A 25,849-nucleotide genomic window follows, 5' to 3' on the forward strand; every position below is an offset into this window, starting at 1 on the left:
CACGACACGACGGCGGGCGCACCCTTCGAAGGGGGCGCCCGCCGTCGTCATGTCACGAGGAGGCGGCCGTCAGGGCGCCTGCCCGGCGCTCTTCGCGACCGGCTCGGCCTGTTCCGGGTGCTTCCGTGCCGCCGCCGGATCCTTCGTGCCCGCGGCGTCGCGCCGACGGTCGGGCGCCTGAGCCGTGGGCTCCTTGTGCGGTGCGCATCCGGCGTCCCGTTCGGGGAGCCGCCCCTCCAGCAGGTAGGCGTTCAGATAGCCGTTGACGCACTGGTTGGGGCCGCCGCCGATCCCGTGCGTCCCGGCGCCGTTCTCCGTCACCAGCACGGAACCCCACAGCCTCCTGTGCAACTCCTCGGCCCCGTCGTACGGCGTCGCCGCGTCCCGCTCGGCCGCCAGGATCAGCGTCGGCGGCAGCTGCCCGGGCAGCGTCCGCACGTCGAGCGGCTTCTGCCGCGGCACCGGCCAGTACGCGCACGGCAGGTTCATCCACGCGTTGTCCCAGGTCTCGAACGGCGCCACCCGCGCGAGCCGCGTGTTGTCGCGGTCCCAGGTGCGCCAGTCGGTCGGCCAGGACGCGTCGTTGCACTCCACGGCCGTGTAGACCGCGCTGCCGTTCTCCTGCTCGGCCGCCGCCTCCGGGTGCGGCCCGGCGATCTGCACCAGCGGCTTCGGATCACCCTTGAGGTAGGCGGACAGCGCCAGGGCGCGCTGGGGCCAGTAGTCGTCGTAGTACCCGGCCTGGAGGAACGCGCCCTGCAGCTGGGCCGGTCCCACCTTGCCGTCCGCGGGCTTCGCGGCGAGCAGGGCCCGCGCCTTCTCGTAGGAGCGCAGCACCTCCTCGGGGGTGCCGCCGAGCCCGTACACGTCGTCGTGGCGCGCGATCCAGCCGCGGAAGTCGGTCCAGCGGCCCTCGAACGCGGCCGACTGGTCGAGGTTGTTGCGGTACCAGATCTTGCCGGGGTCCGGGTTCACCGCCGAGTCGAAGACCATCCGGCGCACGTGCGAGGGGAACAGCGTCACGTACAGGGCACCGAAGTACGTCCCGTACGACGCGCCCATGAACGTCAGCTTCCGCTCGCCGAGCCCGGCGCGCAGCACGTCCAGGTCACGGGCGTTGTTCAGCGATGTGTAGTGGCGCAGCGCCGCTCCCGAACGCTGGGCGCAGCCGCGGGCGTACGCCTTCGCCTCCGCGATCCGTTCCTTCTTGTACGCCTCGGACGGGAACGTCGGGGACTGCGAGGGGGCCTTCTGGAACCTCTTCGGGTCCTTGCAGGACAGCGGCGCGGAACGGTCGACGCCGCGCGGCGCGTAGCCCACGAGGTCGTAGGCGGCGCCGATCGGCTTCCACTCGGGGAGGAAGCCGATCAGCGGGAAGTACATGCCGGAGGCGCCGGGCCCGCCGGGGTTGTAGACGAGGGCGCCCTGGCGGGGCACCTTGCGCTTCGGGTTCCGCACGTCCTTGCCGGTGGCCTTCACACGGCTGACGGTCAGTCTGATCCGCTTGCCGTCCGGGTGCGCGTAGTCGAGGGGCACGGTCACCGTGCCGCACTGGAGGTTGCCCGGCAGCCCCTCCACCTTGGGGCACACGCCGAAGCGGATGCCGGCGGCCGCCGCGCGCTGTGCCGCGACGACGGCGCCGCGCGCCTCGGCGGAGGCGGAACCGGTCCCGTCCGGCCAGGCGGTGGTGCCGCCGGCCGGGGCGGCGACGAGGGCCGTCATGAGCAGGGACCCCACGGTTCCGTGGAGGACGGCAGCTCTCATCGCGAATCCCTTCGGCGCACGGCAGCGACAGAAGGATGCTTCGTTCGGCCGCGGGCGATGTAAAGCACCGGCCGCCGGTGTCGGCGTCAATGACCCCGATGCGCCCCCCCGGGGCGCCCCTCAGCCCCCGCGCGAGCCCCCGCCGTCAGGCGCCGTGCCCGGCGCCGCGGTCCCGGTGGGCCAGCGCCGCGCGCACGTCCGGCTCGCCGATCGCCCGGACCCCGCGGACGGCGACGGAGGTGAGATACGTACGGTCGTCGCCGGACGCGTCGGAGTGCCGGGCGAGGGTGCCGAGCAGCCGCTGCCCGGCGGGAGAGGCCCAGCGCGTGTACGGGTGCACCTCGATGCGGGCGATCGCGAGACAGCTGAGGGTCAGCACGAGCGGGAGGGCGAACCAGGCGGCCACCGGGCCCCCGCTCCCGCTGCTCCCGGCCGGCAGCAGCAGGGCCGCGACGGCCAGCGCGAGGACCGCCGCCGAGGCGGCCTGGACCTGGCGGACGGCGCCCGCCACCGTGGTGCGGGCCCCGTCGGGGACGGCGAGCCCCGCCGCGACCAGACGGTCCGCGAGCCGGCGCACCGAGTCGGCGGCGGCCGTGGCCGCCCGTACCGGAGCTATCCGGGACTGGCCCTGCGGACCGATCGCCCCGAGCACCGACCGCTCCATGTCGTCCCGCCCGCGCGGGTCCACCACCGTCGCCCAGCCGGTGTGCGCGAGCAGCAGCCGTCGCTGGCGGGCCATCGACACCAGGGTCAGATCGGCCACCCGCGCCGGGCCGCCCGAGAGGAACGCCGCCTCGTACAGCGTGAGGTCGTGCCCGTGCACCTCGCGGGTGTCGACGGTGGCGGCGCGCACGGCGGCCAGGCACAGCCGCGTGCACGATATGCCGGCCGCGGCCCAGGCCGGCAGTAGGAGAAGGACCCAGAACATGGCGTGTTTCTATGCGAAGTGCGGGGCGGACGCCATGCCTTATTCACCATGTGGACGGAGCGTTGCGGGTCTGTGACGTTCCGCTCGGCCCGTGCCGTGCGGACGGGTGCCGTCAGGGACTCGACGTCGGCCGGGCGCGCGTGGCCGGGGGCGGGAGCGGATATCCCGAGGACGGTGTCACCGGGACAGGTGACTGCGGGGCCTCGGTCGGGCCGGGCGGCGCGGGGGAACTGGTGAGCGGCGGCGGGCTCGCGGTCGCGGCGTCGTCGGCCAGCGCGTCGAAGTCGACGTAACCGGTCGCCTCCAGCACCTTGATGTGGTCGAGCACGGTGGTGTTCGCGTCGTCGGCGAGATCGCGGACCAGGGAGTTGCGGGTGTTCGCGCGGACCTGGGCGACGACGGCGAAGACCTTGCCGTGCGCCTTGCGCAGGATGTTCGCGAAGTCCCGGTCGTACTCCGTGCCGTGGGCCGCGCTCAGGGTGGCCAGCCAGCCGCGTTGCTGCGGGTTCGGCTGGTTGGGCAGCTCCAGGCCAAGGCGGGCGGCGACGTTGCGGACGCGCGCGTCGAGGAACGTGTGCCCCTCGATGAGGTGCTCGCCGGCCGTCCGTACGGCCTGGGTGGTGCCGCGTTCCTGGGCCTGCTGACCCGCGGGCAGCTCCCAGAGCCCGGCCAGCCGGACCTTGGTGACGAACTCCCGGTCCAGGGCCGACAGCGGTCCGTAGCGCGTCGGCACGGCCTGCGCGTTCAGGGTGTCGAGGCCGGTGCCGGAGCGGTCCGCGTACGACCAGATCGGAAAGGCCAGGGCGGCGAGGGTCGCCAGGAGGGCGGTGATGATGAGCCCTGTTCCACTGACCAATCCGGTGCGGTTGATGGATCGCATGGTGCCTCCTGTTGCGGCACCGCACGCTAATGCGCTTCGCGTGCGGGTTGGCATGCTACTGCGGGGGCTACGCCAACTGCCGTACAGGAAAATGAGCTTGTGCGGAGGGTGGAAGGCGCTGGTTGCGGTGGTTCGTGCCTACGTCAGACCGCATGGAACCCACCGGAAACGGACGCGCACACCACCTTCACAGACAGCGGTGTTAGTCCGGGCACACTCCGCGGACGCCTCGTGTCGCCCGCGCGTGGCCGAAGCGGGGCGTCGCGGCCGGGAAGGGCCCGGAGTCCCGGCCCTAGCGGGGCGCGTGCGCGCCCCGCTACGGGTCCGTTCAGCGGCCGAGCAGCACCCTGCGGGTGGCGCGGGCCAGCCGGGCCCCCGGGCGCCGGGACAGCGGTGCCGGCCCCGAACGCTCCAGCCACCACTCGCGCAACGCCCGCGTCTCCGTGCTCTCCGGGAGCCCCGCGAGCAGCAGATGCTCGGCGAAGTCCAGGGCGTCGCGCCGGTACCCGCCGGTCATCGGATGCCCCTGCGCGTACGCCAGGAAGGCCGGGCGGTACACCTCCGCGAGGATCTCCGGCAGTTCGGGGGCGACCTTGGCGACCACGTCCGCCCGCTTGGCGGCGAGGGCGCGCGCCTGTACCCCGAGGCGTACCCGGTCGAATCCCTCGGGTGCGGGCGTCCCCGCGACCAGCGCCGACAGCAGGGCGGCCTGCGCGAGCGCCAGCCGCTGCCGGGCGGCGTCCTCGGCCCCGGACGCCGGCTCCGCCCGGAGCGTGGCACCGGGTTCCGGGCGTCCGGCGGCCGGCTCCACGCCGGAACCGGTGATCGCCTTCGGCGCGGTGGGCGCGTACGTCACGCCTCCGCGCGTGCCCGCGCCGATCGTGGCGCGGGCCCGCGCCCTGGTCACCGTGTGCCGGATCGCCGTCAGTTCCCGCTCCAGTTCGGCGGGCTCGGGGAAGTTCTCGTCCCGTTCGAGGAGGACCCCGGGCGGGGCGACCCGGGACGCGAGGTCGGCGAGGATGCCGAGGACGGGCTCGGGGACGGGGTGGGCGTGGCTGTCGTGCCAGACGCCGTCGCGTTCGAAGCCCCCGGCGACATGGACGTAGGCGATCGCCTCGACGGGGAGTTCGTCGAGTGCCTTGGAGGGGTCCTCGCCGCGGTTGACGTGGTTGGTGTGCAGGTTGGCCACGTCGATGAGCAGCCGGACCCCGGTGCGGTCGGCCAGGTCGTAGAGGAACTGCCCTTCGGTCATCTCCTCGCCGGGCCAGGAGATCAGCGCGGCGATGTTCTCCACGGCGAGCGGCACGGGCAGTGCGGCCTGAGCGGCACGGACGTTCGCGCACAGGACGTCCAGCGCGTCCCGGGTCCGCGGGACCGGCAGCAGGTGTCCGGCCTCCAGGAGGGGCGAGGCGGTGAGCGGTCCGCCCGCCCGGACGAACGCGATGTGCTCCGTGACGAGCGGCGATCCCAGTGCCTCGGCGCGCTCGGCGAGCGCGGTGAGCCGGGACGCGTCGGGGCGGTCGGCGCCGCCGAGGCCCAGCGAGACGCCGTGCGGCACCACCGTGACACCCCGCGCCCGCAGCCGCAGCAGCGACTCGGGAACGTGGCCCGGGCACACGTTCTCCGCCACGGCCTCGACCCAGTCGATGCCGGGCATGCGCTCCACGGCCTCGGCGATCTCCGGCCGCCATCCGATTCCCGTCCCCAGCGGCCTCAGCTGCTGCATGTCCCCTCCTCCGTCGCGGTGCACGTCCGGTCTGCCTGTGTGTCGTCTCCTCACGACGGCCCGTCCCCCGGTGTGTCGGTGTCATGGCCCAGGCGGCGGGCGCCGAACCCACCGGAGCGGACCTTCAGAGCAACATTTGAGGTTCGGGGTCCGCGGGCGGAGCGGACGGGCCCGCCCGCGGAGCACGTCGCCGGGGTCGGGGCCCGGGCCGGGGTCGGGGGCGGCCTTGCCGTTCAGATGCCTCCGCGGCGGAATGTCGCCGGTCTCGGGGCGGTCGGGCGGGACGTGCGCGATGCTGGAGGGCGCGGCCGGGAACCGGTCCTCCACCTCATCCTTCGTCCGGGGACTGGTAACGCCAACTTCCGTTTATCTACTATGTATTGACCGTCGGGCCAGACCCTGGCGCGGCACTGATCTGGGGGAATGATGCAGCCTGACCAGCAGTTGTCCACGGCGATCGATGCCACCGTGCCCACGGCCGCGCGCATGTACGACCACTATCTCGGCGGCAAGGACAACTACGCCGCGGACCGGGCGGCGTGCGAGGAACTGGACAAGGTCGTACCGAGCACGCGCGCGCTGGCGCTGAACAACCGGCGCTTCCTCCAGCGGGTGGTGAAGACCCTCGCCGGCGGGTACGGGATCCGGCAGTTCCTGGACCACGGCTCCGGCCTGCCCACGCAGAACAACGTGCACCAGGTCGCCCAGCAGATCGACGAGACGTCCCGGGTGGTGTACGTCGACAGCGACCCGATGGTCCTCGTGCACGGCCGGGCCCTGCTGGACCAGAACGACCGCACGGCCGTGATCCACGCCGACCTGCGCGAGACCGAGCAGATCTTCTCGCACCCCGACACCCAGCGGCTGATCGACCTCTCGCAGCCGGTCGCCGTGCTGTTCAACTCGGTGTTCCACTGCATTCCGGACAGCGACACGGACGGGCCCCTCGACGTGATCGCCCGCGTCTCCGAGCGGCTCGCCCCCGGGAGCTTCCTGGTGATGTGCCAGCTGGTCAGCGAGGACCCCGAGGTCCGCACGTTCGTCACCGACTTCATGAACACCGCGACGCAAGGCCACTGGGGCCGGGTGCGCCAGGAGAAGGACGTCGCGGCGTACTTCGACGGCATGGAGATCCTGGAACCCGGGCTTGTCGAGGTGTCCACCTGGCGTCCCGACACCGACGTGGTGGCACGTCAACTCACACAGGAGTGGATCGAGTTCGGCGGGGTCGGCCGCATCGGGTGACCCGGAGGAGCGGCGGTCGCGTCAGTCCGGCACGCTGTAGCGCCGCTCCATGGTGTCGCGCAGCAGCGCCAGGGACTCGCGCGGGTTGAGGGCCTCGTCGGCGAGCCGGTCGAGCACCACGCGGTACTCCTCCGTCTCGTCGCGGTCCTCCAGGAAGTTGGCGCTCTTGATGTGCTCCAGGTAGACCACGTCGGGCAGTTCGACACCGCCGAAGCGCAGATAGGTGACCGGGATGGCCGGTGCCGACGCGTTCGTCACGTCCAACGGCACCACCTGCACGATCACATGGGGGCGCTCTGCCATCTCGATGAGGTGCTCCAGCTGCCGCCGCATCACCGCGGGGCTGCCGAGGACCCGCAGCAGCACGGACTCGTCGACGACCGCCCACAGATGAGGCGCGTCCACCCGGTCCAGGAGCTCCCGCCGGCGCATGCGCAGTTCCACCCGGCGCTCGACCTCGCCGGCCGTCGCCGTCGGCAGACCGCGCTGCACGACCGCCCGTGTGTAGTCGGCGGTCTGCAACAGCCCCGGCACGTACTGGATCTCGAAGGTACGGATGGTGGTGGCCGCCTCCTGGAGCCCGACCAGCCGGTCGAACCACTCGGGCATCAGCCGCTTGTCGTAGCGCTGCCACCATCCCGGCTCACCGGCGCGCAGGAGGAGCCGGAGCAGGACGGACACCTCGTAGTCGTCGGTCCCGTACAGGTCGAGGAGGGCCCGGACATCGGCCTCCGTCGGGGGCTTGCGGCCCTTGCCCGCCTCTATGCGTGACAGCTTCGCCGGGCTGAACCCCAGGGCCCGCGCGGCCTGTTCCTGCGAGAGACCGGCGTCGTCGCGGGCACCCGCCAGCTGGACGCCGACCAGCATCTTCAGCAGAGTGGGCGCGGGCTCCTGCCGACTCAGATACGGTTCGAGACGGGAGGCGCGGGGTGACTCGACAGACATCCTGGCTCCCAGTCGACCGGCAGAAGACAGCTCAAATTATCGCACCGAGTCGGTCTCCGCCGCATGCGTCGACAGAAGTGGAAAATCACTCCTCCGCTTCGCCGGGACCGGGATCCGGGCTCCGTGACGCGGGAGACCGTTCACAGGAGGTGGTCGAACTCGCCACCCTTCGCACCGGCCAGAAAAGCGGCCACTTCCGCCGGGGTGTAGACGAGGGCCGGACCCTCGGGGTCACGGGAGTTGCGCACCGCGATCCCCTCTTCGCCCAGGCTGGCCACCTCGACGCAGTTCCCCTCGGCGTTGCTGTGGCTGCTCTTGATCCAGTGAGCCGCCAGCGAACTCGCCCGCACTCCGTTCGGCACCGATCGCACCACGCACTCTCCTTGCTGACGTTCCATCACGTGGATTCCGACCACCCCGTCCCGGAATCGGACGGACTCCACGTGGCTTGATCTTCTCCCTCCACCTTCGTGCAATTTCTCGTGCAATTGCACGAAGGTGGTGTCAGGTGGATACTAGCGGCGGCGCCAACGCCGTTGCCAGCGGCAGGTACTGACGTTGTTTCAGGAAGCGCCCTCGGGGGCGGGACCGGGGCCGGGACGTCGACCGGCTCGCACCACCTGACACTGTCCGACGCCTTCGGAGGGAGCGGAAATGGCAACACCACTCGAGAACCTGGAACACGTGTCGTGGGAGGAGATCAAGGACTCCAGCGGCTCCGCTCAGGCCATCCCGTTCCTGCTGAACGCCGTCGCCTGGGGTGACGAACCGACGGCCCGGTCGGCACTTCACGACCTGCGGGAACGAATCTGCCAGTACGGATTCGTGGTCGAACAGGCCACCGCCGCGACGGTCCCCTTCCTGTGGGAACTCGCCGAACTCCCGCAGGTCACCTGCCGCGTGCAGATCGTCCAGCTGCTCAAGGACATCGCCGACGCCCGCCAGTGGGAGCGCACCGCCCGCGCCTACCCCAAACTGCTCAACCGCCGTGAGAACTACGTGGGTTGGGAGCGCGAGGCCCGCCAGGCCGTCCGCGCCCGCCGTGGCGCCCTCCAGCACCTGCTCGACGAGCCGGACACCGAACTCGTCCGGGTCACCGCCGAACTCGCCTCCGCGCTGGCCGACTGACCGAGCCGCAATTCCGCCCGACCCGGTCGGCCGTCGTGCCCGGGCGCGTCCCGGCCCGCGTACCGCGATCGCGGAGCGGACCGGCGCCGTCGGAACGCGTCAGAGGGCCGGGCTCCGTGACCCCAGGGTCCGGCGGACCGCTTCGCGCAGCCAGTGATGGCCGCCGTCCGCGGCGTGACGCGGATGCCACGCCATGCCGATGGCCAGCGGCGGCAGGGGCAGCGGGATCTCCAGAAGGTGAAGGCCGAGCGCGGTGGCCGCGTCCGTGAGCGGGGACGCCGCGCCGCCGGGCGGCGCGGCGGGGATCAGACACACGAGGTCGCTGCCGGCGGCGAGTGTCATCGCGGCCAGGTGCCCGGGCAGGACGACAGCGACCCTCCGGCGGAGGTTCCGCTCGGCCAGCGCGCTGTCCAGCGGGCCGGTGAACCGGCCCCGGCGGCTCACCACCACATGCTCGGCCGCGGCGAAGCGTTCCGGCGTCAGGGGTCCTTCGGTGAGCGGGTGCCGCTGCCGTACGGCGGCCGTCATCCGCAGGGTGACCAGTTCCTCGACCCGGGTCTCGGGGTCGACGTGGTCGATGGAACCGACCTCCAGGTCGATCCGGCCGTCCCGGAGCGCCGGACCGGCCTCCAGCTCCTCGGCCCGGAACCGCAGCGACACCCCGGGTGCCTCGTGACGGGCCAGCCGCAGCAGGCCGGGAGCGAGAGCGGCGCCGACCAGGTCGGCCGCCTGAAGGGTGAACGTGCCGCGCAGGGCGGCCGGATCCACGCGCGTGCCCGGGGAGAGCAGCGCCCCGACCCCGCGCACCACCGCGGCGGCCTCCTCCCGCAGGTCCTGGGCGCGGGGGGTCGGCACCATGCCCTGCCCGGCCCGGACCAGCAGCGGGTCCTGGAGGACACGGCGGAGGCGGGCGAGCGTCCGGCTCATGGCCGCGGGAGACGTGTGCAGGCGGGCGGCGGCGCGGGTGACGCTCTGCTCGGCCAGCAGGGCGTCCAGCGCGACCGCGAGATTCGCGTCGATGACGGGCTCAGGCGTGCTGCTCATGTGGGTTATTCCGTTCCAGGCAATGATCCCTTGCTGAAGTTCCCATTGTGGCAACGCGGAGCGGCTCCGCAGGATGTGGGACGTACCGATCCGGCACGACCCACGAGGTTTTCATGATCGTCATCACTGCCCCCACCGGGAACATCGGCCGCCACCTGCTGCCCCTGCTCCTCGAGTCCGCCCCCGGCCGCGGCGAGGAACTGCGCGTGATCGTGCGCGACCCCGCCCGGCTTCCCGACGCGGTGCGCGAGCGCGTCGAGGTGGTCACCGGCTCGCACGGCGACGCCGACGTCGTCGACCGCGCCTTCGAGGGTGCCGACGCCGTGTTCTGGCTCGCTCCGCCGGACGCCTCCCGGACCCCCGAGGACGCCTACAGCGGCTTCAGCCGCCCCGCGGCCGAGGCCCTCGCGGCCCACGGCGTCCCTCACGTAGTCGGCGTCTCCGCACTCGGCCGCGGCACGGCGGTCGCCGGACGCGCGGGGCTGGTCACGGCCTCCCTCGCCCTGGACGACCTCATCACCGGCACCGGCGTGGCCTACCGGGCGCTGGCCAACCCGTCCTTCTTCGAGAACCTGCTGGAGGAGGCCGGCTCCCTCCGCGACAAGGGCGTCTTCACCGACACCGTGGCCGCCGACCGCAGGGCCCCGCTCGTCGCCGTCGCCGACATCGCGGCCGTCGCCGCCGGCCTGCTGCTGGACCGCTCGTGGACCGGCAGCGACAGCGTTCCGGTTCTCGGTCCCGAGGACCTGTCGCCCGACGACCTGGCCCGCATCATGACCGAGCAGCTCGGCCGCCCCGTCCGCTACGAACGGCAGCCCCTCGACGAGCTGTACACCACCCTCGTCGGCTACGGACTCGACGAGGCGTTCGTCCAGGGCATCGCCGACATGAAGCGGGCCAAGGACGAGGGCCTCGACGCCGGAGTCGTCCGCACTCCGCAGACCGCGACCCCCACCACCTTCGAGCAGTGGTGCGCCCGGACCCTCAAGCCGGCGGTGCTCGCCCCGTGACGCACCACCGCGCCACGGACCGCGCGAGGTCCGACACACCGCAGCAGCACGTCACTTCGGAGGCGCCCCTCATGCCCACCCCCGCGGCCGCACCGCCGGTCACCGCGTTCATGCTCATCAAGACCAGGCCCGAATGGCTCGCCATGACCCCGCAGGAACGCATGAAGGCGTTCACCGGCCAGGTCGTCCCCGCCATCGAGGCCAGGACGAGCGGAGTCCGGTCACGCTTCTACGACACGGAGTTCTACTCCACCCGCGTCACCGACGTGTGGGTCTGGGAGGCCGACGACCACGACGCCTACCAGCGACTCGTCGACGCGCTGCGCGAAACCCCGTTCTGGGACCACTACTTCGAGATCGTCGACCTCCTGGTGGGCACCGAGAACGGCTACGCCCGCACCTACGGCTTCGATCCCGTCGCCACCGTCGCCACCTGACCCGCCGTCAGATCGCGCCGACGTCCCTCCGGTTCCCCCGAACCCGAGGCCGTCGGCGCCGGGCGCACCCGCCGGCCCCGACGGGTCCGCCGTCAGTGCTTGAGCGACCCGACGCGGTGTACGCCCTCGACGGCGACGGTCTCCCCGGGCGCGATCTCCGTGAAGCCCGCGTCACGCACCAACGGCCCGTCCGAGCGCATGAGTTCCTCCCAGTGAGCCCGCTCGGCGGTGCGCACGGTCAGCGGGAAGCCCGCGTCCCGCCAGGCCGCCTTCTCCGCGTCCGACAGCTCCCACCAGGTCAGTTGGGCACCGTGGCCCGTCTGCGCCATCGTCTTCCCGGCCGACATGTCGAGCCCCGGATTGAGCCACAGCACGGGCGCGTCACGATCGGCCTCTCCCGGCGGCTCCGGATCGTCGAGGTCCGTCCCGGAGACCTGGAGGCGGGCCAGGTCCTTGGGCCAGCCGTCCAACGGCACCGGCGGGAAGACCCGCACCTCGGCGGACCCGCCGGTCACCGTGATGCCGGGCAGCGCCTCGGCCCGCCGCCACTCGGCACCGCGCGCCCGGCGGACGACCTTGCGGATCCGGGCGTCCTGCCAGTCCCGCATCGCCTGCGCCCACTCCCCGTCGCCGAGCGACCGCTCGTCGCTCAGGATCGTCAGGACCGCCCGGGCCGACGTCTCCAGCGCGTCGGTGCGCGCGGGCGGAGCCGCCTTCTCGATGTGCACGACGAGCGGCAGCACGAACTGCGGTGCCTCGTCGCGCGCGGTGGGCTCGGAACGGAAGGGGCTGTCGTCGGCGGGGGTCGGCTCGCTGCTCACGTGCCCCAGTCTGCCAGGCGCAAGATCGGTCCCGGGCGGACGGTTCGCCCGGGGAGCGACCTCGTCCGGCCGCTGCCTCGCCGACCGCCGTTCCCCGCGGAAGAGGCCCCTCCCGAGGGCGGCCTCGTCCGTGCCCCTCAGCCCGAGCAGGCGCTGCGCTGGGCTTCCTGCCACTCGCAGACGGGGCACAGCGTGACGCCCCTGTGCGACTCCGGGTACTCGGTGGGCTTACGGCACAGCACGCACTCCGCGTACGGCGGACCCTGGTCGCCCGCCGCCACGAGGTCGCGGGACTCCCCGCCCGTCCCGTCCGCGCCGGTGGCGCAGTAGTCGTCGCTCATGTCACCAGCGTACGGACGCGAGGCAAGCGGACGGGAGGCGCGAGGAACGGGAGGCCGGGACGGTCAGTGCCGTCCGGCGGAGGCGCCGATCAGCTGCGACACCTTCACGAACCGGAAGCCCTTCTTGCGCAGCTCGGGCACGATCGTGTGCAGCGCGCGCTCGGTGACCGGGGCCGCGCTCCGTGTGCAGTGCATGACGACCACGGAGCCGGGTCGCACACCGTCGAGCACCTGCCGGGCCACGGCGTCCGCGTCCGTCGCGAACGCGTCACCGCTCACCACGTCCCACTGCACGGCGGTGACGCCGACCGAGCTGAGCGTCCGCAGCGACCGCTGGTCGTAGCACCCGCCGGGGAAGCGGAAGTAGGGCATCGCGTCCCGGACGCCCGCCCGTTCGAAGGCGGCGTACGCCCGCTCCACATCGGCCCGCATCCTGTCCTCGGACACGGTCGGCAGCCCGTAGCAGTCGTCCGTGAAGGCGTAGTGGCTGTACGAGTGGTTGGCGATCTCGAACTGCGGGTCCTGCCCGATGTCCCGGGCCTCCCTCGGGTACTCGTCGGCCCAGCGGCCCGTCATGAACACGGTGGCCGGGACCTTGAACGCCCGCAGGGTCGCGATCAGCTCCGGGTTGTCGAAATGCTCCCCGGCCGCGGCCCGGGGCCCCTGATCGGCGGTCATGTCGGCGTCGAAGGTCAGCGCGACGGTCTTGTCCGGTGTACGCGGCCCGTTCTTGAAGACGGGGGTCAGACCGGCCGGTCCCGGCGCGAGCGTGGGCGGCCGAGAGGGCGCGGCGCTGGTGGCGGGGGCGTGGTGCCCCTGGCGCGCGACGGGCGGGGCGGCCGGGCCGCCGCACCCGGTGAGTGCGGCGCCGAGGGCTCCGAGGGCACAGGTCAGGGCGAGACTCCGTACGGAAAGGATCACCGCATGAAGATATGAAACGAAATGTGACTAATGGTCCGTTGTGGGGGTGTGGCGCCCGCATACGGGCGCCACGTCACCCGGCTGGGGCCGTGCCCGGGCCGGTGTCGCCGGTGAGCAGCTGCCTTCGGCACTCCTCCACGTCGAAGTCCGCCTTCGGATACTGCGGGTCGAGGGCCTCCAGGTGTTCCTGCAGGAGCCGGCCGATGGCCCAGTTGCGGTACCACTTGCGGTCGGCGGGGACGAGGAACCAGGGCGCGCCCGGGGTGGAGCAGCGGTCGAGGGCGATCTCGTAGGCCTTCTGGTACGCGGGCCACGCGGCGCGCTCGGTGATGTCGGCCGGGTTGAACTTCCAGTACTTCTCGGGGTTGTCGAGGCGGGCGAGGAGGCGGCGCCGCTGCTGCTCGTAGGAGACGTGCAGGAAGCACTTCACGACGGTGATCCCCTCGTCGGCGAGGGACTCCTCGAAGCGGTTGATCTCGCCGTAGCGGCGGGCGATCTCCTTGCGCGGCGCGAGTTCCCGCACGCGGCCGATCAGCACGTCCTCGTAGTGCGAGCGGTCGAAGATGCCGATCTCGCCCGGCTCGGGCAGGGCCCGCCTGATCCGCCAGAGGAAGGAGTGCTTGCGCTCCTCCGGTGTGGGGGCCTTGAACGCCCGGATGCGGCAGCCCGAGGGGTTCAGCTGACCGATCACGTGCTTGACGACGCCGCCCTTGCCGCTGGTGTCCATGCCCTGGAGGATCAGCAGGATCCGCCGCTGGTCGCCGGCCGTGCTCGCCGCGTAGAGGCGTTCCTGGAGGTCGGCGAGGTGTTCGCCCATCCGGGCGGTGGCGGCCAGGCCGGAGGCCTTGTCGTGCGGTCCGCCGAGGGTGGCCTCGGCGTCGTACGCGGAGAGGTCCACGCCGTTGCCGCCGGGCACGCGCAGCAGCTCCCGCAGCCGCGCGGGGGGCCTGACGTCGTCCTGGTCGCCGCCCTTCCCGTGGTGCTTGCCGCTGTGCTTCTTGTCGTGCTTGTCGTGCTTCCCGCTGTGCTTCTTGCCCACCGCGCGCCCCTTCCGGCCGTGTTCCTCGATGGTGCGCCGGGTCTCCGGGGTCCGCTACCCGTTCCGTGTGGGCGGGGCGGCCCGGTCACCGCGTGCCCGCAGCGGGTGCCCCGAGCCGGAGGGGGTCAGTCCAGCGGCTTCTCACCGAGTTCCTCCGGAGACTCCGGCTCCCGGGATTCCGGAAGCCTTCCGGGCGCTTCCAGGTCCCCGAAGGCACCCGGGATGCCGAGCCCGTCCGTGTCGCCGAAGCCGTCCGGGATGCCGAGGCCCTCCGGCGGCCGGGCGGACCCGTTCGCCAGGGCGGGCGGCTCGGTGTCCTCGGTGACCTGCTGCGCGTCCATCGCGGGTGTTGTCTCCGGCGGCCGCTGCGCCTGCGGCTGCGGAGCGGCGGGGGCCTGCCCGGACTGGGCGCGTTCCAAGAAGCGGAGGAGTTCGACGGGGAAGGGCAGGACGAGGGTGGAGTTCTTCTCCGCTGCGACGGCCACCACGGTCTGGAGCAGCCTCAGTTGGAGGGCGGCGGGCTGTTCCGACATCACCTCGGCGGCCTGCGCGAGCTTCTTCGATGCCTGCAACTCGGCGTCGGCGTTGATGATCCGGGCCCGCCGTTCACGGTCGGCCTCGGCCTGCCGGGCCATCGACCGTTTCATCGTCTCGGGCAGCGACACGTCCTTGATCTCGACGCGGTCGATCTGCACGCCCCAGCCGATCGCCGGGCTGTCGATCATCAACTCCAGCCCCTGGTTGAGCTTTTCGCGGTTGGACAGCAGGTCGTCCAGGTCGCTCTTGCCGATGATCGAGCGCAGCGAGGTCTGCGCCATCTGCGAGACCGCGAACCGGTAGTCCTCGACCTGGATGATCGCGTCGGCGGCGTTCACCACCTTGAAGTAGACGACCGCGTCGACGCGGACCGTGACGTTGTCGCGGGTGATGCCCTCCTGGGCCGGGATGGGCAGGGTCACGATCTGGATGTTGACCTTGCGGAGCCGGTCCACGAACGGAACGATCATGGTGAAGCCGGGTGAACGGACCTCGCCCGCGAGCCGGCCGAGACGCAGGATGACTCCGCGTTCGTACTGTTTGACGACCCGGGCGCCGGCCGCGACGTAGACCACTCCGGCAGAGCCTGCTACCGCGATCGCCGCGATGATTGCCTCGACCATGACGACCCCCTTCCGAGTCGTCCGATATGCCTGACACGTCCAGGTTACGTCGCCTCGGTGGTGTCCCAGCGGGCCGCTCGGCGCGCCCCTCGCGGGCCGGGCGCCGGTATCGGCCGGGCCCGCCGCGTGGCGGGCCCGGCCGGAGGGTCAGATGTCCGGAGTGACCCTCACCGGCTCCGTCCCGGCGGCGCTGTGCCGCGTCGACCAGGTCTCCAGCGCGGACCGGCACGCGTGGTCCAGGTGGTGCAGACCGGAGAGGTTCAGCTCGACGGGACGGTCCTGCGGCAGTGCCTCCAGGCTGTCGAGGATCTTGGGCAACCGCAGGAAGGTGGCGTTGCCCGAGAGGTACACCTGGACGGGACCGGCACCCTTGTCTATGACGTCGAGCCGCACGTGCGAGGCCTCCCACGCCGTCTTCGCCACCGCCAGCGCGAGCCCGATCAGCACACCCTCGAACATGCTGACGGCGACGATCGACACGGCGGTGACGACGAGGATCAGCGCCTCACCCCGGTGCTCGCGCCACAGCGACGCGATCTCACGCAGCGGGATCAGCTTCCAGCCCGCGTGCACCAGGACGCCGGCGAGGGCGGGCAGCGGGATGACGCCGAGCGCGGCCGGCAGCAGCGCCGCGAACAGCAGGAGCCAGACGCCGTGCAGCACCCGGGACGCTTTCGTGCGGGCGCCCGCACGGACGTTCGCCGCGCTGCGGACGATCACGGCGGTCATCGGGAGTGCCCCGAGGAGACCGCAGACCGTGTTGCCCGCGCCCTGCGCCATCAGTTCCTTGTCGTACGCGGTCCGCGGGCCGTCGTGCATCCGGTCCACGGCCGCCGCGCTGAAGAGCGACTCGGCCGAGGCGATCAGGGTGAACGCGAGGATCGTGCCGAGCAGCCCGGCGGTCGCCAGTCCGCCGAAGGCGTCGAGGGGCGGCGGCTGGACGGAGCCCAGCAGCCCCCGGACCTCGACGGTGGCGACGGGCAGGCCGAGGAGCGGCACGATCGCGGTGGCGAGGAGGGCGGCTCCGAGCGCCGCCGGAACCGCGCGCAACCGCCGCGGCAGCCGCGGCCACAGGACGAGGACGGCGACGGTGCCGACGCCGAGGCCGAGCGAGGCCCGCGCGTACGGGTCCCCGATGGCGTCGGCGAGGGCCCGTGGCAGCCCGGCGATCTTGTCGACGCCGGACACCGGCGCTTTCAGCCCCGCCATCGCGTAGAGCTGGCCCGCGATGAGGACGAGCCCGATGCCGGCCAGCATCCCCTCGACGACCGAGAGCGAGATCGCCCGGAACCAGCGCCCCAGTTTCAGTGCGCCCATGAGGAGTTGGAGCAGCCCGGTCGCGAGCACGATCACGCCGAGGGCCGCGAGGCCGTACTCCCGCACGGCCTCGAAGACCAGCACGGTCAGTCCCGCGGCGGGGCCCGACACCTGGAGGCTGCTGCCGCGCATCAGGCCGGTGACGACACCGCCCACGATGCCGGTGACCAGGCCGAGTTCGGCCGGTACACCGGAGGCGACCGCGACCCCGACGCACAGCGGGAGCGCGACCAGGAACACGACGACGGAGGCGGCGAGATCCTGCCGCAGATGGGGGAACCTCGCCGGGAGATTCCTGAGGCGGGACCCGCGGGCGGGGCCTTCGGCGCTGTGCGGGGCGGTCATCGCGTGCCTCGCGGCGCTTCGAAGGTGTCGCTGTCCGGGCGGTGTTCGGGCACCGCGCCGGTGCGGGGGCCGCGGGGCGGGACGACGGCGCCCGCGCTGCGCGGTGCGAAGGGCGCGCCCGGGCGGGCGCCGGTGCCCAGCACGGGGGCGACCCGTGATGCGGAGCAGGTGACGAACGCCACTCGGGGGGAACGGCGTTGGGCGGGCGAGGCGAGGTCCTCGGGTCGCCCGCCGAAGGAGCGGGCATGGTCGATGAGCGGCTGCATGTCGGATCCTCCTGGCGCGCCGTCAGGGCGCGTCGGCTTGCGGAGCGGAGTGTGGGGGGAGGTGCCCCGCTCAGCAGCGGAAGATCTGAAGTCCCGCGGGGGAGTGCGCGGTCGAGGCTCTGGACGTGCCCGGGTGCGCGGCACGGAGCGGTGCCGGCCGGCAGTCGGCGGCGGGGTCGCACGCCTGCGGAGCGAGGGCCGGCGGTCCGGGGTCGGGGTCCTCGTCGTGGACGCGCCGCCGGGTTCCCTGGGCCGGTGCCACCTTGTGGGGGTGTTCCGCCTCGGCGCAGGCGACGACCTCGCCCCGGTGCGCGGACGCGAACGACTCGGCGGGGGCGAGGGGTTGGAGGCTCAGCAGGACGGCGGCGAGCACCAGGAACAGGGTCCGGGCCGTCGTACCTCGGAACATGCGCCCCCTCCCGGCTGCTCACCCACGGCAACGGTCAGCTTCGTTCCGTAGCGTAACCGCCGGCGTTGTTTGCGGGGTCAACTGCGCGTTTCGCCCGCGAAGAGCGCCCGAAAGGGGGCGGCGGTTGGCGCGAACCCGCTCTGCGCCGGACGACGCTCAGTCCTTCGGCTTGTCCACGAGGCCCTTCGCGTCGCGGGCCAGCGCCGTGAGCCGGGAGATCGCGCGGAAGTACTTCTTGCGGTAGCCGCCGTTCAGCATCTCCTCGCTGAACAACTGGTCGAAGGGTTCTCCGGAGGCGAGGACGGGTACCTCCCGGTCGTACAGCCGGTCCGCGAGCACGACGAGCCGCAGCGCCGTCGACTGGTCGGGAACGGGCTGGACGTCGGTGAGGCAGACCGCCCCGATGCCGTCGGTCAGGGCGCCGTACCGGCTGGGGTGCACGCGTGCGAGATGTTCCAGCAGGTGCGGGAAGTCGTCCAGGGAAGCGCCCTCGGTGGCGTACGCGGCCTTGGTGACCTGCTCCTCGGAGAACGGCGACGGCGCCTCGGGCAGCCCGCGGTGCCGGTAGTCCTCGCCGTCGATGCGCAGCGGCCTGAAGTGCGCGGACAGGCCCTGGATCTCCCGCAGGAAGTCGGCCGAGGCGAAGCGGCCCTCGCCGAGCTTGCCCGGAAGGGTGTTCGACGTGGCGGCGAGCGCGACGCCCGCGTCGACCAGCTTGCCGAGCAGGGTCGAGACGAGGACGGTGTCGCCCGGGTCGTCGAGCTCGAACTCGTCGATGCACAGGAGGCGGTGCCCGGAGAGGGTCTGGACGGTCTTCTGGAAGCCGAGCGCGCCCACCAGGTTCGTCAGCTCCACGAAGGTGCCGAACGCCTTGAGCGCGGGCTCCGCCGGGGTCGCGTGCCACACGGAGGCGAGCAGATGGGTCTTGCCGACGCCGTACCCGCCGTCGAGGTAGACGCCCCGCGGACCGGCCGGGGTCTTCGGGGCCCTGCCGAACCCGAAGAGCTTCCGCCGGGGCGCACCCACGGCGTGCGCCCCGCCGAGCCCGGCGGCGAAGGCTTCGAGGACGCCCACCGCCTCGGTCTGGCTGGGCTGGTTCGGGTCGGGGATGTACGTGGCGAAGCGGACCGAGTCGAAGCGGGGCGGCGGCACCATCTCGGCGACGAGCCGGTCGGCGGGAACGCGCGGCTCGCGGGCGCACAGGGACAGGGGGGCCGCTTCGGCTATCGGGTCGATCCCGGAGGCGGTGGTGGAGGACGACACGGTCACCCACTCTATGCGCCGTGCCACACTGCACGTCATGCGACGCCTGTTCCCTGTGACGTACGAAACAGCAGCCCAGGCCTCCTCCGGGGCTCCCGCGACGGATGCGACGGAGCGCGAGTGGGAGCTGGCGGAACTGGCCGAGGCCTACGCCTACCCCGAGACCGGCGGACCCTGGCTGCGGGCCAACATGGTGTCCACGCTGGACGGCGCCGCCCAGCACGACGGGCGCTCGCAGCCCATCTCCAGCCCCACCGACATGCGGGTCTTCGGCGTCCTCAGGGGGCTCGCGGACGTCGTCCTCGCCGGTGCGGAAACGGTACGCCAGGAGGGTTACCGGCCGGCCCGCGCGCGGGAGGCCTTCGCCGCTCCGCGGGAGGCCGCGGGGCAGGCCCCCGCCCCCGCCATCGCGGTGGTCACCGCGGGTCTCGACCTGGACTTCTCGCTGCCGCTGTTCACCTCGCCCCTGGTGCCCACGCTGATCCTCACCGGTGCGGCGGCCCCCGCTGACCGGATCGCGGCGGCCGAGCGGGCGGGTGCCCGTGTGGTGATCGCCGGGGACGGGGCGGGGGTCGACCCGGCCCGTGCCGTACGGGCTCTCGGCGACCTCGGCCACACCCGGCTGCTGACGGAGGGCGGACCGCGTCTGCTGGGCCAGCTGGTGGCGGCCGACGTGCTCGACGAGATGTGTCTGACGCTGTCCCCGATGCTCGCCGCCGGAGGCTCCCAGCGCATCGCGGGAGGAGTCCCGGTGCCGCTGCCGCGCCGGTTCGAACTGGTGTCGCTGCTGGAAGAGGCCGGGTTTCTGTACAGCCGATACCGTCGGTCCTGACATGTGATCGGAATGCCACGTTCCGTTTGTTGTGCGCCGGGCACACTAAATCGCGCAAGCCCCGTGCGGTATCGGGGCAGGATGGTTTTTGCAGGGGGCCGGGACGGCCCATGGACGAGAAGGGCGCCTGTCGTGTTCACAAGCGTATTGATGATCGAGAAGGCCCTGACGTCCGCCGACGTGGAGTTCGTCACCACCTTGCACGGTGACGAGACGGTCACCTTCCACGTGCTCCTCCAGCCCCGGGGCGATCAGGCGGACCGGCTGCTGCGAGCCATCGACGACGTCGCGCTGGGCGAGATCGACGAAGCGGCGCGCGAGGGCGAGACTCCCGAGGGCGACGCCGCCGCGAGCCAGGGCGAGCGGGCGCTGGAGGTGTCGCTGATCGCCCTGCGGGCGTCCGGCAGCGAGGCCGAGGGACGGCTCATCGAGGATCACCCGCTCGACGTGCTGAAGGGCCTCGTCGACGAGGTCAAGGCGGACGAGGTCATCGTCCTGACCGACCCGCACTACGTGGAGGAGTTCTTCCACCGCGACTGGGCCTCCAAGGCCCGCCACAAGGTGGGCGTACCGGTGCTGAAGCTGTTCTCGCACAGCAAGGCGTGAGGTGCGCGCACCGAACTGAACAGCGGGGGTGCGGCTCCGGTGTCCCTTGTGGGGCGGCGCCGGCCGCACCCCATAGGCTGGGGGCGCGTTCTCCGCGGAGGGCGCGCCCACCTTCGTACCGGATCTTGGGGAGAAACACGCATGGCACCCGGCCTTCCTACCGCGATGGACCGACCGCACTTCATCGGCATCGGCGGCGCCGGGATGTCGGGTATCGCGAAGATCCTCGCGCAGCGCGGGGCCCAGGTGGCGGGCAGTGACGCGAAGGACTCCGCCACCGCGGAGGCGCTGCGCGCGCTCGGCGTCACGGTCCACATCGGGCACGCGGCCGACCACCTCGCCCCCGACGCCAGCTGTGTCGTGGTCTCCTCCGCGATCCGCGCGGACAACCCGGAGCTGGCCCGCGCCGCCGGGCTGGGCATCCCGGTGGTCCACCGTTCGGACGCCCTCGCCCGCCTGATGGACGGCCTGCGGCCGATCGCCGTCGCCGGCACCCACGGCAAGACGACCACCACGTCGATGCTCGCCGTCTCGCTCTCCTCCCTCGGCCTCTCCCCGTCGTACGCCATCGGCGGCGACCTCGACGCCCCCGGCTCCAACGCCCGGCACGGCGACGGCGAGATCTTCGTCGCCGAGGCCGACGAGTCCGACCGCAGCTTCCACAAGTACGCCCCCGAGGTCGCGATCGTCCTCAACGTCGAGCTCGACCACCACGCCAACTACGCCTCCATGGACGAGATCTACGAGTCCTTCGAGACCTTCGTGGACCGCGTCACCGAGGGCGGCACGCTGGTGATCTCCGCGGACCACGAGGGCGCCCGCGAGCTGACCCGCCGTGTGTCGGCGGGCGACGTGAACGTGGTGACGTACGGCGACGCCGCCGACGCCGACGTCCGGGTCCTCTCCGTCGTGCCGAGCGGCCTCACCAGCCAGGTGACCGTCCTGCTGGACGGCGCCGAGCTGACCTTCGCGGTCTCCGTCCCCGGTCGGCACTACGCGCACAACGCCGTGGCGGCGCTGGCGGCCGGTGTCGCCCTCGGCATCCCGGCGACCGAGCTGGCCCCCGCGCTCGCCTCCTACACCGGGGTGAAGCGCCGCCTCCAGCTCAAGGGCGAGGCGGCCGGAGTCCAGGTCGTCGACTCCTACGCGCACCACCCGACCGAGATGACGGCCGACCTGGAGGCCATGCGCGCCGGCACCTCGGGCCGCATCCTCGTCGTCTTCCAGCCGCACCTCTTCTCCCGCACCCAGGAGCTGGGCAAGGAGATGGGCGAGTCCCTGGCGCTGGCGGACGCCTCGGTGGTCCTCGACATCTACCCGGCCCGCGAGGACCCGATCCCGGGTGTCACCAGCGAGCTGATCCTCCAGGCCGCGCGCGCCGCGGGCGCGGACGTGACGCCGGTCCACGACAAGGCGGACGTGCCGTCCGTCGTCGCGGGAATGGCGAAGGCCGGTGATCTCGTTCTCACCATGGGCGCGGGTGACGTGACGGATCTCGGACCGGAGATCCTCGCCCGTCTGTCCGAGTAACAGTGGGCTCTTAGCGAGCCTCCCGGAATGTGAGGGGTTGAGCTTCATGTCGTACGACATCGAAAAGCCGGACGAAGAGTGGCGCGCGGAGCTGACCCCGGCGGAATACGCGGTGCTGCGCCAGGCCGGCACGGAGCCCGCGTTCAAGGGTGAGTACACCGACACCAAGACGAAGGGTGTCTACTCCTGTCGCGCGTGCAGCGCGGAGCTGTTCACCTCGACGGAGAAGTTCGAGTCGCACTGCGGCTGGCCGTCCTTCTACGACCCGAAGGACACCGACGCCGTCGAGCTGATCCAGGACCGCTCCCACGGCATGGTGCGCACCGAGGTCCGCTGCGCCCGCTGCGGATCGCACCTCGGTCACGTCTTCGAGGGCGAGGGTTACGCGACCCCGACCGACCAGCGGTACTGCATCAACAGCATCTCGTTGCGGCTGGCGTCCGAAGAGGGCTGAGTCCCACCCCCGGGGCGGCGCCGCCGCCCCGGGGAGCGGGTCACATCGCTGTCACCTGTGGCCGATCGGAACCGGGGACGGCTGGACCGGGTGCGCCGAGGCCTGGAGCGTGGTGACGCGCTGGATCACCTGGATGACGAGGATTCCGGCGGCGAACAGGAGGACCTCTCCCAGCACGAGGAGGGGCAGCGACGTGGGGGCCGTCATCTGGCCGACCGCGCCCAGCAGCGCGTGGGCGACCCACACCCCCCACCAGACGTTCACCAGGATCTCGTCGCGCCCCGCCTTCCCGGCCGCGCTCGCCCGCAGGACGTCGAGCACGAACCGGCGCGGCAGCACCAGGTTGACGAACGGCACGAACCAGGCGACGACGGGCCAGGCGCCGGACGCGAGGGTGGCGTCGCCGCTGATGACCTGCGCGTTGCGCCGGCTGCGGGTGAACCACACCAGGAAGAGGACCACCGTCACCGTCGTCAGGCAGACGAACACCATCGACGTGGTCCCCGACGTGTGCCGCGCCGCGGTGGTGGGGTGCACGGTCCGGGCTCTGAGCGCCGTCGCCCGGAACACGTCCGCCACGGCGGCGACGGCTATCGCTCCCTGGGTGCAACGGGCGAGGATCCAGGGTGCTCTGACGGTGGGACCGGTCACGTGGCCGACCTGCTTCTCTTGGGCGGCGCGCGCCGCGACGGGCGCCGCGGGAGAGCGGCGGATCGGATCATATGGCCGGGCGGCGCCGTCACAGAACCTTGCGGTGGACCAGGGCGGACAGTACGAGGGTGCCGGGGAGCAGCGGCACCCAGACCGTCAGGACGCGGTAGCCGATCACGGTGGCCGTCGACAGGCTCATCGGGGCGCCCAGAGCGACCATGGTGAACACCAGGGCCGCGTCCATGGGGCCGATACCGCCGGGCGCCGGTACGGCGCCCGCGGCGGTACTGGCGACCAGGAGCGCGAACATCACCTGCGCCCACGACAGCGGCAGTCCGAGGGAGAACCCGACCGACGCGACGACGCTGCCCTGGAGCAGCACGGCGGCGGCGGACCCGCCCCAGAGGGCGAGGACCCGGCTCGGCCGGGTGTGCAGGATCCGTATGTCGGTCAGAGCGGTGCCCAGGAAGTCGAGGACCGGGCGCCGCAGCGGGCGCACGATCGCGGGCAGGGCGAGCGCGACGGCGAGCACGAGTGCCACGCCGCCCACGGCCGGCAGCAGCGTCCAGCGGTCCGGGGCGAGCCGGCCGAGCCGGAGGGTGTCCTCGGAGGTCACCAGGAAGACGATCAGGACCGGCATCTTGGCCAGTGGCTTGACCAGCGAGTAGAGGGCGACCGAGGCGGTGGCGCGGGGCAGCGGGATGCCCTGTCGCCGCAGGAAGCGCAAGGTGACGGCATGGGCGCCGAGGCCGGCCGGCAGGACGTGGTTGGCGGCGCCCGCGGCGAACTGCGACGCCAGCAGCAGCCCGGGCGGCAGCCGCTCGGGAAGGGCGCCCTGCCGTACGCACGCGGCGGCCACCCAGCCGAGGGCGGTGAAGAGGACGCCGGCCAGCAGCCACCAGGGATCGGCGGCACTCAGCCGGACGGCTCCGTCCAGCAGGGCGTGCCGGTCCAGTACGGCCCACGCCCCGATCAGCAGGAGCGGCAACAGGACCATCGTGAGACGGGTGAGGCGTCCCAGCGGGGTGAGGCGGTCGGCGGTGGGGGCGCCGACCGGCGTGGGGACTTCGGCGGGCACGGCGGCCGGAGTGGTGACGGGAGCTGCGGGGGCCGCGGGGAGGCTTTCGAGCGGAAGCAGGGACACGGCGCACGTCGTCCTTCCGCGTCACGCCCGCATGCGGACGGACGGATCCAAGGCGATGCAACGGGGACAGGAGAAACGTTCCCGTGTGGGGTGGCGTCCATGTGTCCGGTAGAGGAAGGGGGGCGAGCTTGTGGGCGACACGGGAGGGGGTTTCGGCGGTTGCCCGGTGGGCGCGACGGGGACGGCGTCGTGTTGAGGACGCGTTCCTACGCGGACGCGGAGGACGGGGACTCCTCCGTCGGGGTGGCGTGCAGGCCGTGGAGAACCTGCGACTCGCTTGGTGTCAGCGGCGGTTCGGTCAGTCGGGGCAGCCGGGGCCCGGTGAGCGTGGCCAGCACCGTGCCGGGGCGCAGCAGGCGGGTGGGGCCCGCCTTGAGGCCGGTCACGTCCCACAGCGCGGTGGCGGCGGTCAGTGAGCCGGTCGCGGCGCGGGTCAGGCGGCGCGTGTACTGGGCGGCGACGCGGTCGGCCGCCGTCCGCTGTCCGCCCCGTACGTCGGGATAGAGGACGTCCTGGCCGACGGCGATGTTCCACGCCGTCTCCACGTGCCGGGCGACGGAGCGCTGGGCCCGACGGGCGAGACCGGTGGCCGCCAGGTCGGTGTTCTCCAGCCGGTGTCGCAGTTCCAGGGCACCGAGCGCGGCGACCGACATGCCCTGGCCGTAGGCGGGGTTGAAGGTGGCGAGCGCGTCGCCGAGGACGACGAGTCCGTCCGGCCAGTCGCGGATCTTCTCCAGGTAGCGGCGGGAGTTGCTGGTGCTGCGGCTGAGGAAGACCTCGGTGAGAGGCTCGGCTCCGGAGATGAGCTGCCCGACGATGGGGTGGGGGAGGCCGAGCGTGTACGCGAGGAAGCCGTCCGGATCGGCGGGCGGTTCACCGCCTCTGGAGCCGGCGAGGCTGACCATCCAGCGGTCGCCCTCGATGGGGACGATCACCGCGCTGCGGCCCGGCCGGGACACGTACGGGTCGGCCTGCACCATGGTCAGGGGGAAGTCCTCGGCGCCGGGCGGGGTGCGGTAGATGCGGGTGGCGTTGACGAGACCGGAGTCGACGTTCTTCTCCTCGACGCCGGTGATGCCCAGCTCCGTGAGCCAGTTGACGACGCGTGAGCCCCTGCCCGTGGCCTCGACGACGATGTCCGCGTGGAGGTCCGTGGCCCCCTCGCCGGAGGCGACGCGGACACCCCGCACGCGCCGGGCGCCGCCGACGAGCCCGGCGACCTGCGCCTTGCGGATCTCGACGTTGCCGCAGCCTTCGACGACGGCGGTGCGGACGGTCCAGTCGAGCAGGGCCCGCGTGCACGTGATCATGGTGTGGTGGGTTCGCTGCCACCGGCGCAGCCAGCCCTCCGAACTCAGGACCACCATGCCGGAGCTGAGCGATATCTCGCGGGCGCCCGAGGCCAGGAGCCGCTTCTTGACGTCGGCCGAGGGGACCAGGTCTTCCATGGCCTCCAGCCCGCCCGCCATGAGGAGGTGGGCGTGGCGTCCCTGCGGGAGTCCCCTGCGGTGATCCGGCCCCTCGGTGGGCAGGTCGTCACGGTCGAGCACGACGACCTCGTCGACGTACGGAGACATCGCCGCCGCGGCCAGTACACCGCCCAGTCCCGCGCCGATGATGACAGCTCTACTCATGATGCTCCT

The 25,849-nt window shown here is 72.5% G+C and carries 26 protein-coding genes and 1 pseudogene; 8 read left to right on the forward strand and 19 right to left on the reverse strand.

The genetic code is table 11. The annotated features are described in order from the left end of the window. Positions 1–69 precede the first annotated feature (69 nt). The 4 genes from ABZT74_RS05080 to ABZT74_RS05095 form a co-directional block, all read right to left on the reverse strand. The gene (locus ABZT74_RS05080; protein WP_356433431.1) at positions 70–1,764 is read right to left on the reverse strand and encodes an alpha/beta hydrolase; all 1,695 of its coding nucleotides are present in this window, start codon (positions 1,762–1,764) and stop codon (positions 70–72) included. A gap of 145 nt (positions 1,765–1,909) precedes the next feature. Further along, a complete protein-coding gene (locus ABZT74_RS05085; RefSeq protein ID WP_355869022.1) occupies positions 1,910–2,692 on the reverse strand; it encodes a TIGR04222 domain-containing membrane protein in 783 nt (260 codons plus the stop codon). Between the two features lie 112 nt (positions 2,693–2,804). Further along, positions 2,805–3,572 carry a DUF4142 domain-containing protein gene (locus tag ABZT74_RS05090; RefSeq protein ID WP_356165070.1) on the reverse strand — a complete coding sequence of 256 codons (768 nt, stop codon included), beginning with the start codon at positions 3,570–3,572 and terminating at the stop codon, positions 2,805–2,807. 328 nt (positions 3,573–3,900) lie between these two features. After that, the gene (locus tag ABZT74_RS05095) at positions 3,901–5,298 is read right to left on the reverse strand and encodes a DUF692 domain-containing protein (protein ID WP_356165073.1); all 1,398 of its coding nucleotides are present in this window, start codon (positions 5,296–5,298) and stop codon (positions 3,901–3,903) included. 426 nt (positions 5,299–5,724) lie between these two features. Between ABZT74_RS05095 and ABZT74_RS05100 the strand changes: the two genes are divergently transcribed. Further along, on the forward strand, positions 5,725–6,543 hold the full coding sequence (locus tag ABZT74_RS05100) for an SAM-dependent methyltransferase (protein WP_356165377.1): 819 nt from the start codon (positions 5,725–5,727) through the stop codon (positions 6,541–6,543). Positions 6,544–6,564: 21 nt separating this feature from the next. Here the strand turns inward: ABZT74_RS05100 and ABZT74_RS05105 are convergent, their stop codons facing one another. Both ABZT74_RS05105 and ABZT74_RS05110 read right to left on the reverse strand, forming a co-directional pair. Further along, positions 6,565–7,488: a helix-turn-helix transcriptional regulator gene (locus ABZT74_RS05105; protein WP_356433432.1), complete on the reverse strand. Its 924-nt coding sequence runs from the start codon at positions 7,486–7,488 to the stop codon at positions 6,565–6,567. 140 nt (positions 7,489–7,628) lie between these two features. Continuing rightward, the gene (locus ABZT74_RS05110; RefSeq protein ID WP_355869628.1) at positions 7,629–7,859 is read right to left on the reverse strand and encodes a DUF397 domain-containing protein; all 231 of its coding nucleotides are present in this window, start codon (positions 7,857–7,859) and stop codon (positions 7,629–7,631) included. Positions 7,860–8,142: 283 nt separating this feature from the next. Here ABZT74_RS05110 and ABZT74_RS05115 point away from each other — a divergent pair, with 283 nt between their 5' ends. After that, on the forward strand, positions 8,143–8,616 hold the full coding sequence (locus tag ABZT74_RS05115; RefSeq protein WP_355869034.1) for a hypothetical protein: 474 nt from the start codon (positions 8,143–8,145) through the stop codon (positions 8,614–8,616). A gap of 99 nt (positions 8,617–8,715) precedes the next feature. On the opposite strand, the gene ABZT74_RS05120 is transcribed toward ABZT74_RS05115, so the two are convergent. Continuing rightward, entirely contained in the window at positions 8,716–9,660 is a 945-nt protein-coding gene (locus ABZT74_RS05120; RefSeq protein ID WP_356433433.1) for a LysR family transcriptional regulator, read from the reverse strand. 113 nt (positions 9,661–9,773) lie between these two features. Here ABZT74_RS05120 and ABZT74_RS05125 point away from each other — a divergent pair, with 113 nt between their 5' ends. Together ABZT74_RS05125 and ABZT74_RS05130 are read left to right on the forward strand one after the other, a co-directional pair. After that, positions 9,774–10,670 carry an NAD(P)H-binding protein gene (locus tag ABZT74_RS05125; RefSeq protein WP_356165083.1) on the forward strand — a complete coding sequence of 299 codons (897 nt, stop codon included), beginning with the start codon at positions 9,774–9,776 and terminating at the stop codon, positions 10,668–10,670. A gap of 71 nt (positions 10,671–10,741) precedes the next feature. Then, entirely contained in the window at positions 10,742–11,107 is a 366-nt protein-coding gene (locus ABZT74_RS05130; protein WP_356165085.1) for a darcynin family protein, read from the forward strand. Positions 11,108–11,199: 92 nt separating this feature from the next. On the opposite strand, the gene ABZT74_RS05135 is transcribed toward ABZT74_RS05130, so the two are convergent. The 9 genes and pseudogenes from ABZT74_RS05135 to zapE all read right to left on the reverse strand — a co-directional run bounded on the left by ABZT74_RS05135 (position 11,200) and on the right by zapE (position 18,989). Further along, positions 11,200–11,928 (reverse strand): peptidyl-tRNA hydrolase, encoded by a 729-nt coding sequence (locus tag ABZT74_RS05135; RefSeq protein ID WP_355869046.1) that lies wholly within the window; start codon positions 11,926–11,928, stop codon positions 11,200–11,202. 137 nt (positions 11,929–12,065) lie between these two features. After that, entirely contained in the window at positions 12,066–12,269 is a 204-nt protein-coding gene (locus tag ABZT74_RS05140; protein WP_356165087.1) for a hypothetical protein, read from the reverse strand. A 63-nt stretch (positions 12,270–12,332) separates the two neighbouring features. Beyond that, positions 12,333–13,190 carry a polysaccharide deacetylase family protein gene (locus ABZT74_RS05145; RefSeq protein WP_355869052.1) on the reverse strand — a complete coding sequence of 286 codons (858 nt, stop codon included), beginning with the start codon at positions 13,188–13,190 and terminating at the stop codon, positions 12,333–12,335. 73 nt (positions 13,191–13,263) lie between these two features. Further along, complete coding sequence (locus ABZT74_RS05150; RefSeq protein WP_356165380.1) at positions 13,264–14,124, reverse strand: PPK2 family polyphosphate kinase; 861 nt, start codon at positions 14,122–14,124, stop codon at positions 13,264–13,266. Between the two features lie 230 nt (positions 14,125–14,354). Then, positions 14,355–15,389, reverse strand: a complete 1,035-nt coding sequence (locus tag ABZT74_RS05155; protein ID WP_356165089.1) for a slipin family protein — start codon at positions 15,387–15,389, stop codon at positions 14,355–14,357. A gap of 147 nt (positions 15,390–15,536) precedes the next feature. Further along, positions 15,537–17,051 carry a SulP family inorganic anion transporter gene (locus ABZT74_RS05160; RefSeq protein WP_356433434.1) on the reverse strand — a complete coding sequence of 505 codons (1,515 nt, stop codon included), beginning with the start codon at positions 17,049–17,051 and terminating at the stop codon, positions 15,537–15,539. A gap of 74 nt (positions 17,052–17,125) precedes the next feature. Continuing rightward, positions 17,126–17,317, reverse strand: a pseudogene (locus ABZT74_RS05165) (carbonic anhydrase); the annotation flags it as partial. Between the two features lie 70 nt (positions 17,318–17,387). Then, positions 17,388–17,726 carry a hypothetical protein gene (locus ABZT74_RS05170; protein ID WP_355869061.1) on the reverse strand — a complete coding sequence of 113 codons (339 nt, stop codon included), beginning with the start codon at positions 17,724–17,726 and terminating at the stop codon, positions 17,388–17,390. 156 nt (positions 17,727–17,882) lie between these two features. Then, positions 17,883–18,989, reverse strand: coding sequence for a cell division protein ZapE (gene zapE / locus ABZT74_RS05175; protein ID WP_356433435.1), 1,107 nt, complete (start codon positions 18,987–18,989; stop codon positions 17,883–17,885). 37 nt (positions 18,990–19,026) lie between these two features. On the opposite strand from zapE, the gene ABZT74_RS05180 reads away from it, so the two are divergent. From ABZT74_RS05180 to msrB, 4 genes are all read left to right on the forward strand, one after another. Continuing rightward, positions 19,027–19,821 carry a pyrimidine reductase family protein gene (locus tag ABZT74_RS05180; protein WP_356433436.1) on the forward strand — a complete coding sequence of 265 codons (795 nt, stop codon included), beginning with the start codon at positions 19,027–19,029 and terminating at the stop codon, positions 19,819–19,821. 132 nt (positions 19,822–19,953) lie between these two features. Beyond that, entirely contained in the window at positions 19,954–20,427 is a 474-nt protein-coding gene (locus ABZT74_RS05185; RefSeq protein ID WP_355869070.1) for an indole-3-glycerol phosphate synthase, read from the forward strand. Between the two features lie 141 nt (positions 20,428–20,568). Beyond that, positions 20,569–21,957: a UDP-N-acetylmuramate--L-alanine ligase gene (gene murC, locus ABZT74_RS05190; protein ID WP_356433437.1), complete on the forward strand. Its 1,389-nt coding sequence runs from the start codon at positions 20,569–20,571 to the stop codon at positions 21,955–21,957. A gap of 46 nt (positions 21,958–22,003) precedes the next feature. Beyond that, entirely contained in the window at positions 22,004–22,411 is a 408-nt protein-coding gene (gene msrB, locus ABZT74_RS05195) for a peptide-methionine (R)-S-oxide reductase MsrB (protein ID WP_356165103.1), read from the forward strand. Between the two features lie 51 nt (positions 22,412–22,462). Here msrB and ABZT74_RS05200 read toward each other — a convergent pair whose 3' ends face one another. The 3 genes from ABZT74_RS05200 to ABZT74_RS05210 form a co-directional block, all read right to left on the reverse strand. Next, the gene (locus ABZT74_RS05200; protein ID WP_356433438.1) at positions 22,463–23,062 is read right to left on the reverse strand and encodes a DUF4328 domain-containing protein; all 600 of its coding nucleotides are present in this window, start codon (positions 23,060–23,062) and stop codon (positions 22,463–22,465) included. A gap of 88 nt (positions 23,063–23,150) precedes the next feature. After that, positions 23,151–24,206 carry a lysylphosphatidylglycerol synthase transmembrane domain-containing protein gene (locus ABZT74_RS05205; protein ID WP_356433439.1) on the reverse strand — a complete coding sequence of 352 codons (1,056 nt, stop codon included), beginning with the start codon at positions 24,204–24,206 and terminating at the stop codon, positions 23,151–23,153. A gap of 206 nt (positions 24,207–24,412) precedes the next feature. Continuing rightward, the gene (locus tag ABZT74_RS05210) at positions 24,413–25,843 is read right to left on the reverse strand and encodes an FAD-dependent monooxygenase (protein WP_356433642.1); all 1,431 of its coding nucleotides are present in this window, start codon (positions 25,841–25,843) and stop codon (positions 24,413–24,415) included. Positions 25,844–25,849 lie beyond the last annotated feature (6 nt).

This window comes from Streptomyces sp. NPDC005302 (assembly GCF_040607345.1).
GTDB lineage: Bacteria > Actinomycetota > Actinomycetes > Streptomycetales > Streptomycetaceae > Streptomyces.

Bases quoted from the DNA above. Each gene is read 5' to 3' on its own strand.
- ABZT74_RS05080 (WP_356433431.1), bottom strand. From the start codon at position 1,764: ATGAGAGCTGCCGTCCTCCACGGAACCGTGGGGTCCCTGCTCATGACG.
- ABZT74_RS05085 (WP_355869022.1), bottom strand. From the start codon at position 2,692: ATGTTCTGGGTCCTTCTCCTACTGCCGGCCTGGGCCGCGGCCGGCATA.
- ABZT74_RS05090 (WP_356165070.1), bottom strand. From the start codon at position 3,572: ATGCGATCCATCAACCGCACCGGATTGGTCAGTGGAACAGGGCTCATC.
- ABZT74_RS05095 (WP_356165073.1), bottom strand. From the start codon at position 5,298: ATGCAGCAGCTGAGGCCGCTGGGGACGGGAATCGGATGGCGGCCGGAG.
- ABZT74_RS05100 (WP_356165377.1), top strand. From the start codon at position 5,725: ATGCAGCCTGACCAGCAGTTGTCCACGGCGATCGATGCCACCGTGCCC.
- ABZT74_RS05105 (WP_356433432.1), bottom strand. From the start codon at position 7,488: ATGTCTGTCGAGTCACCCCGCGCCTCCCGTCTCGAACCGTATCTGAGT.
- ABZT74_RS05115 (WP_355869034.1), top strand. From the start codon at position 8,143: ATGGCAACACCACTCGAGAACCTGGAACACGTGTCGTGGGAGGAGATC.
- ABZT74_RS05120 (WP_356433433.1), bottom strand. From the start codon at position 9,660: ATGAGCAGCACGCCTGAGCCCGTCATCGACGCGAATCTCGCGGTCGCG.
- ABZT74_RS05125 (WP_356165083.1), top strand. From the start codon at position 9,774: ATGATCGTCATCACTGCCCCCACCGGGAACATCGGCCGCCACCTGCTG.
- ABZT74_RS05130 (WP_356165085.1), top strand. From the start codon at position 10,742: ATGCCCACCCCCGCGGCCGCACCGCCGGTCACCGCGTTCATGCTCATC.
- ABZT74_RS05140 (WP_356165087.1), bottom strand. From the start codon at position 12,269: ATGAGCGACGACTACTGCGCCACCGGCGCGGACGGGACGGGCGGGGAG.
- ABZT74_RS05155 (WP_356165089.1), bottom strand. From the start codon at position 15,389: ATGGTCGAGGCAATCATCGCGGCGATCGCGGTAGCAGGCTCTGCCGGA.
- ABZT74_RS05160 (WP_356433434.1), bottom strand. From the start codon at position 17,051: ATGACCGCCCCGCACAGCGCCGAAGGCCCCGCCCGCGGGTCCCGCCTC.
- ABZT74_RS05170 (WP_355869061.1), bottom strand. From the start codon at position 17,726: ATGTTCCGAGGTACGACGGCCCGGACCCTGTTCCTGGTGCTCGCCGCC.
- ABZT74_RS05180 (WP_356433436.1), top strand. From the start codon at position 19,027: ATGCGACGCCTGTTCCCTGTGACGTACGAAACAGCAGCCCAGGCCTCC.
- murC (WP_356433437.1), top strand. From the start codon at position 20,569: ATGGCACCCGGCCTTCCTACCGCGATGGACCGACCGCACTTCATCGGC.
- msrB (WP_356165103.1), top strand. From the start codon at position 22,004: ATGTCGTACGACATCGAAAAGCCGGACGAAGAGTGGCGCGCGGAGCTG.